Annotated in this window: 6 protein-coding genes; 5 read left to right on the top strand and 1 reads right to left on the bottom strand. The window is 58.9% G+C overall.

What is annotated here, in order from left to right:
- Positions 1-149 precede the first annotated feature (149 nt).
- Positions 150-815 carry a hypothetical protein gene (locus tag ACR0L1_RS20915; protein WP_050605729.1) on the top strand — a complete coding sequence of 222 codons (666 nt, stop codon included), beginning with the start codon at positions 150-152 and terminating at the stop codon, positions 813-815.
- A 4-nt stretch (positions 816-819) separates the two neighbouring features.
- Here ACR0L1_RS20915 and ACR0L1_RS20910 read toward each other — a convergent pair whose 3' ends face one another.
- Complete coding sequence (locus ACR0L1_RS20910) at positions 820-1,929, bottom strand: transporter (RefSeq protein ID WP_480860639.1); 1,110 nt, start codon at positions 1,927-1,929, stop codon at positions 820-822.
- A gap of 236 nt (positions 1,930-2,165) precedes the next feature.
- Here ACR0L1_RS20910 and ACR0L1_RS20905 point away from each other — a divergent pair, with 236 nt between their 5' ends.
- Genes ACR0L1_RS20905 through ccmI form a run of 4 tightly spaced genes read left to right on the top strand, consistent with a single transcriptional unit; the run spans position 2,166 to position 6,364 of the window.
- Complete coding sequence (locus ACR0L1_RS20905; protein WP_170417870.1) at positions 2,166-4,160, top strand: heme lyase CcmF/NrfE family subunit; 1,995 nt, start codon at positions 2,166-2,168, stop codon at positions 4,158-4,160.
- Between the two features lie 4 nt (positions 4,161-4,164).
- Positions 4,165-4,734: a DsbE family thiol:disulfide interchange protein gene (locus tag ACR0L1_RS20900; protein WP_170417873.1), complete on the top strand. Its 570-nt coding sequence runs from the start codon at positions 4,165-4,167 to the stop codon at positions 4,732-4,734.
- Positions 4,731-5,219: a cytochrome c-type biogenesis protein gene (locus ACR0L1_RS20895; RefSeq protein WP_170417876.1), complete on the top strand. Its 489-nt coding sequence runs from the start codon at positions 4,731-4,733 to the stop codon at positions 5,217-5,219. Before ACR0L1_RS20900 ends, ACR0L1_RS20895 begins: the two co-directional genes overlap by 4 nt.
- Complete coding sequence (gene ccmI / locus ACR0L1_RS20890) at positions 5,216-6,364, top strand: c-type cytochrome biogenesis protein CcmI (protein WP_170417878.1); 1,149 nt, start codon at positions 5,216-5,218, stop codon at positions 6,362-6,364. Before ACR0L1_RS20895 ends, ccmI begins: the two co-directional genes overlap by 4 nt.
- Positions 6,365-6,475 lie beyond the last annotated feature (111 nt).

Genomic DNA, 6,475 nt, shown 5'->3' with positions numbered 1-6,475 from the left:
GCACCTGTGGATATATTGCAATTAAGGGTACAAAAAAGCCCCAAAAAGCTGTGAATCCGCAAATTCTGATTAATTAGGGTACAGTGACAGCAGGTCTGTAAACCAATTGGCATCGACATTGCGCTGGAACCGTTGGCAAACTAAATGAAATGAACAGATATTTTGCCACTGAATTGCCTTTCTGGAAGTTTGCCAGAAACACGCTGATCGTCAGTTGCCTTGCGTTGTTTCCGCTGTTGGCCATCTTCGTTTTGCGCACGCCGGGCTTTGCGACGCACCTCCTGAACAGTGGTCCCGCGTTTGTTCGGTTTTTGCGTCAGGTGGTGACGAATGGGTTGCCGGTCGTTTTCCTTTTAAATTATCTCAGCTTTTTTCTTTTCGCCGTTGGGGTAAGGGCGCGGGGCAGGGGGGCCATCCCGGCCCGGTATCTGCTAATTGACCTGCTGCTACGGGCCGTCCTGTTCATCGCGCTGCACGCGCTGATCTACGCGCTTTCGGCAGACTGGTTCGGGTCTTTCGGCGGTGATCCCGTAGTGGCGTTGCGGGTAGTCGGTCCGACGCTGGTACGCTCCGCCTACTTCGAGAACATCTCAGGCGTTTACCTGTACGCCACGCTGGTCGGAGCGCTGCCGCTATACCTATCCGTCGTTCAGAGCCAGATCGCCCACGGTACTGGATTTGCAGCCCAACTGGCACGTCGCGTACCTGGGCGCGGCGGACCTGTGACATTGGCCCTGCTACTGATGGCGGTGTCAGTGGTCGTTCTGACCACCGCGGCGGCGCTGATTGTCCGTTTACAGTCGGTTTGGGGCTGAAGGGTCAGAACGCCCTGCGTATCGCGAAGGAGACTGCGTAATCGCGTTCAAGCTGGGGCCCATCCAGATCTTGATACACAGGGATCACGCCCTCGATACCCAGGCGCGTGCCCGCCAAAACGCCCGACCCCGGCACAAGGTAATTCACTCCGATTCCGATACGCAGAAACTGGCCGCCGCGCAGGGTCGGATCAGCGGTGGGCACCATGCCTGGGTTCAGGCGCGCATCCGACCCGTCAATGTTTTCCACGATGTCGCCGACCACCCGCAACGAGGAGCTGAACTGGTCATTCCAGCGCCGTGCACCCCAAACTGTTGCTGAATAGACGTCACCCAAGGTGTAACCGGCATCATTCTCACCCATCCGGATCACGGCGGCCAGCTGGGCGCCCCAAGACCAATCCGCGTTCTGGCCCGTATAGGTGACGCCCGGCAGCAGGTCGTAGGTGCCTGAACCCAGTTGCATGGGGTAGGGCAGCAGCTGGTCCGGCCCAGCTGGCGTGGTGTCGGTCTCGTCTATCGAGCCAGTCGGCAGACTGAGGCCAAGAGATAGTTCCAGCACCTGCCCGTCGGATTTGTAGATATCATATCCGCCGATGATCTTCAGATCGCCAAACCCCTGTGCCCTGGTCTTAAAGGTCTGGCCCATGCGGGTCTGGTGCTTCATCGTCTTGCGGGTATAGGGCAGCATCGCCATCACCGAGATCTCGTCGGTCACACCGTACATCAGGCCGACCATCGCCATGTTCATGCTCATGCTGAGCGGCGCGATCGGATACTGCGACAGAACGTTCGAGGTAGACAGCGACTGCGTTCCGGTACGATTTCCGTCCATCTCCATGTTCATGTAAGAGAACACAGGCATCAAAACACCCTCGGGTGGATGCATACCGCCAACGACACCCGTTGGCGGCACCGCGTCGGGGCGCATCATCCTGGACATGCTTCCCATACCTGACATGTTGCTGGAGGCTTGCGGGTTCATCGCCACGTTGTCAGCCGGACGGGTTTCCGGTTGGGCCATGGCAGTTGACCCAAGGCTCAGCCCCCCAGCCAGTATTACAGCCTGGAGGCGTTGCCAGACGCACGTAATCTTGCTGTTGCTCCGTGTCATGATGCCCTCGTGTTCGTTTGTTTCCTGAGTCCCTGCCCTGAAAACAAAGTGTTCGGTACGTCCATCGGTGAAGTCGAAATGGTGGGGGTCTCCAGCGCTGGAAGGTCAAGGCCGCCGGCCAGATTTGCGCTCGTCAAGCATGCATCAGCCGAAGGGGGTGCGGCAATAATGCGCTTGACCCTCCAGCGCTGGATTGTCGGACAAGGCCGCAAAACCGGAAATCCGGAGGGATTGGAATGATACCGGAAATCGGGCAGTTCGCCCTGGCGCTTGCCCTGGCCGTGTCCTTGGTGCAAAGCGTATTTCCCTTGATTGGAGCAGCACGGAACAATGTCATGTGGATGCGATCGGCATCTGCGACCTCGGTCCTACTGACAGCGCTGGTTGCTATCGCCTTCGCCGCTCTGATGTGGTCCTTCGTGGTCAGCGATTTCACTGTGCTAAATGTGGCCAGCAATTCTCATTCGCTGAAACCGATGCTTTTCAAGGTGGCTGCGACCTGGGGTAGCCACGAAGGGTCGCTGCTGTTGTGGATTCTGATATTGGTGATTTTCGGGCTGGGTGTGTCTCTGTTGGCTCGGAACATCCCACTGAAACTCAAGGCGCGCACTCTGGCAGTGCAGGCCTGGATCAGCGCGGGGTTCCTGTCATTCATGCTGTTCACCTCGAACCCGTTTGACCGGGTGTTTCCGGCACCGCTGGATGGTCAGGATTTAAATCCGCTGTTGCAGGATGTCGGCCTGGCTATGCACCCGCCGTTCCTATACCTGGGTTACGTCGGCTTCTCTATCGTATTTTCTTTCGCCGTGGCTGCCCTGATTGAGGGGCGGGTCGATCCGGCATGGGCGCGGTGGGTCCGACCCTGGACATTGGCGGCCTGGGTGTTTCTGACACTTGGTATCGTTCTGGGCAGCTGGTGGGCCTATTACGAACTGGGTTGGGGCGGCTGGTGGTTCTGGGATCCGGTCGAGAATGTCTCGTTTATGCCCTGGCTTGCTGGCACAGCGCTGTTCCATTCGGCCATTGTGACCGAAAAGCGCGGCAGCTTCAAAAGTTGGACGATCCTACTGGCCGTTTTGACCTTCTCGTTGTCCTTGTTGGGGACATTCATTGTCCGCTCAGGCTTGCTTACATCGGTCCATGCGTTTTCGGTCGATCCCGAACGCGGCATTTACATCTTGGCGCTGTTGGCTGTCGCGATCGGTGGTTCATTGACGCTGTTTGCCATACGCGCACCGGAGATGGAGGGCGGCGGTCTTTTTGCCCCGATCAGCCGCGAGGCCGGTTTGCTTATTAACAACCTGCTGCTGGCCACCGCAACGGCGACGGTTCTATTCGGTACGCTTTATCCGCTTTTGCTTGAGGCTGTGACAGGTGAAAAGATTTCGGTTGGACCACCTTATTACAACGCCAGTTTCGTGCCGATCATGCTGGTTCTAGTCGTTGTAATGGGGATTGGGCCGCTGTTGTCATGGAAGCGGGCGGATTTGCGCGGTGTTCTGTCCCGGCTCAAATGGGTGGCCGGGGTTAGCCTGCTCGTAGCGTTGCTTGTGTGGTATCTGGATACCGGCGGCCCAGCCTTGGCGGTAGTGTCGATCGGCCTTGCGGTTTGGTTGCTGGGCGCTGTGCTGACAGAGTGGGCCAGCCGAATTAAGCTGGGTGAGGCACCGTTGGCCGAGTCCCTGCGTCGGGCCCGCAGCCTACCGCGTTCTCATTACGGCATGGTCGTGGCCCATGCGGGGTTGGCTGTCTGTATGATCGGCTTTATCGGGTCCAGCGCTTGGAAATCCGAGGTCGTGACTTTTGCCGAGCCCGGAACACAGATTGAGATAGCAGGGTTCGACGTGCGTTTTGACGGTGTGGAACAGCTTCGCGGTCCGAACTATCTGTCTCGCGCGGCCACACTGACGGTATTTCGCGATGGCGCTTATGTCACCACGCTTCAACCCGAGCGCAGGGCCTATCTCGTGGCGGGTACCAGTACGACCGAGTCAGCAATTCGAACGACGTTGGCAGGGGACCTTTACGCCTCAATATCGGAACCGGCGGCGGAATCAGAACAGAGCAAATGGACCCTGCGTATCTTGTATGAGCCATTGGTGGTCTGGATCTGGATAGGTTCAGGATTGTTAGCATTTGGTGGTGTCTTGTCACTCTCCGATCGGCGTCTACGCGTCGGTGCACCACGAAAACGGACTGGGCAGAGCTCCGTTGCGGTGGCGGCGGAGTAGGGCAATGAAACGTCTATTTGCACTGTTCCCAATTACGATTGCCGGCATCCTGGGTGCCTTCCTGCTATGGGGACTGAATCCCGATCGCGATCCAAACGAAATCCCGTCTGTTTTGATCTCGCAGCCGGTGCCTGAGTTCGACTTGCCGCCGGTCGAAGGGCTGGATACCCACGGGCTGTCCAGTACCGATCTGGTGGAAAATGACGGGTCAGCTCCGATCGTGGTCAACGTGTTTGCGTCCTGGTGCGTGCCCTGCCGGGCCGAACATGCGGTGCTGACGCGTATGGTACGCGATGAGGGCATTCGCCTGATGGGCATTAACTACAAAGACAAGCCGCAGGACGCGCGGAAATGGCTCGACGATCTGGGCAACCCTTATGAGCGCATCGGTTCCGACCTGGACGGCCGAGCCGGGATCGAATGGGGGATTTCCGGCGTGCCGGAGACCTTTGTGATTGATGGCGCGGGCAAGGTCGTATTCCGTTTTGTCGGCCCGGTGCTGGGCGACGAGGCAATTTCAAAGATGCGCACCGCGCTGGATCAGGCGCGGGCGGCCGGAGGAGAGGCGTCATGATACGTCGCATTGTAATTACCGCGGTCACTCTGGCGATGCTGGTGTCGCAGCCGGCATTCGCGGTTGAGCCCGACGAGATACTTGCAGATCCGGTATTGGAAGAGCGGGCCCGGGCGATTTCGAAACAGGTGCGATGCGTGGTGTGCCAGAACCAAGACATCGACAGTTCTAACGCTGGCGTGGCGCGCGACCTTCGTCTGCTTGTGCGCGAACGGCTGGTGGCAGGCGACACGGACCAGCAGGTTATGGACTTTCTGGTTGCGCGTTATGGCGACTATGTTCTGTTCAACCCGCCATGGAAGCCATCAACTTACATTCTGTGGGTTGCGCCTATCGTCATCCTGGGGCTGGGTGGTATCGCGACTGCAGCGGTATTGACCCAAAATGCGCGCCGATATCGGAAGTCGCGAAAACAAGAGACGGAACGCGGCGCGAGCGAAGAACGGAATCCCGAAAACCATTCACTCACGGAGCCGCACGCATGATCTGGATTATCTTTTCATTCATGGCCGTGGCGGTGTTTCTGACGCTCGCCCTCTCCGGCCTGGGGCGCAAGACCTCGGACTTGTCGAGACGCGAAAGCGCCTCTGCCATCTTTTCCGACCAGATCGGCGAAGTGGAGAAGGACCTGGAACGAGGAATTATCTCAGCCGAAGAGGCCAAGGCCGCCAGAGCCGAGATAGAACGTCGCCTGAAGGCGATTGACCGGCAATCGGACGACAAAGCGATAATGGGCCATTCCGGGCGTGCGCTGATTTTACTTGCCGCGCTGGTAGTTCCAGCGCTCGGAGCCGGTCTTTATTGGCAACTGGGTAGTCCCTACATCCCCAGCCAGCCATTTGCCCAACGCGAGGGGGAGCAGGCCGAAGCCCGTGAAATCGCCGACCTTGCCGTGCGCCTGAAGTCGCGGCTTGAGGCGGATGAAACCGGCGGGCCAACCGAGGGATGGGTGTTGTTGGCTCAGACCTATATGCGTATGGGACGCTTTGGAGATGCCGCAGACGCGTTCGAGGGGTTGCTGGACCGACCCAATGCGAATTCAGCGCTGGTGTCGCAATATGGCGAGGCGTTGGTCTATGCCGATGACGGTGTCGTTACGCCCAAGGCCGATCGGGCGTTTGAACGAGCCTTGGAACTGGACCCATCGAACCCAGCAGCGACATTCTACAAAGCCATTGGTCTGGAGCAGGCTGGATCGCCTGATAAGGCCTATGACCTACTGAAGACGCGGATGGACGCCGAAGAGGAGTTCCGGCCATGGATGGAGAGTTTTGTGGCCCAGCTTAACCGCATCGCCCCGTCGATCGGACGGGCTCCGGTGAATCTGGCGGCTTTTGCCCCTTCCATGCCCGGCCCAACTGCCGATCAGGTGGCGGCGGCCGAGGAGATGTCAGACGAAGACCGGCAGGCCTTCATCCGCTCGATGGTCGAACGGCTTGCGAGCCGGATGCAGGAAAACCCAGGCGATCTGGACGGCTGGATGCGGCTGGGCAACGCCTATTCGGTGCTGGGCGAGACCGACGGCGCCCGGAACGCCTATGGCAGGGCAAGGGATCTGGCGGATGACCTGCCGCAGGGGGATCCGCGCAAGGTGGCAATCGACCGGGCATTGCTGGAACTGGGGGGTTGATTCCCGCAGCCCGGCGTGGATCGGGCCGGCGCCGACTTCGCGCTGATGCCCAGTGAGCCATCTGGAAAATTCCGGTTTAGGCTATCGCATGCCGATCTTTAGGAGGTTGAG

The organism is Ruegeria sp. J8 (assembly GCF_056531925.1).
The sequence above is the reverse complement of the archived record's forward strand: the minus strand, read 5'-3'. Positions and strand labels throughout refer to the sequence as shown.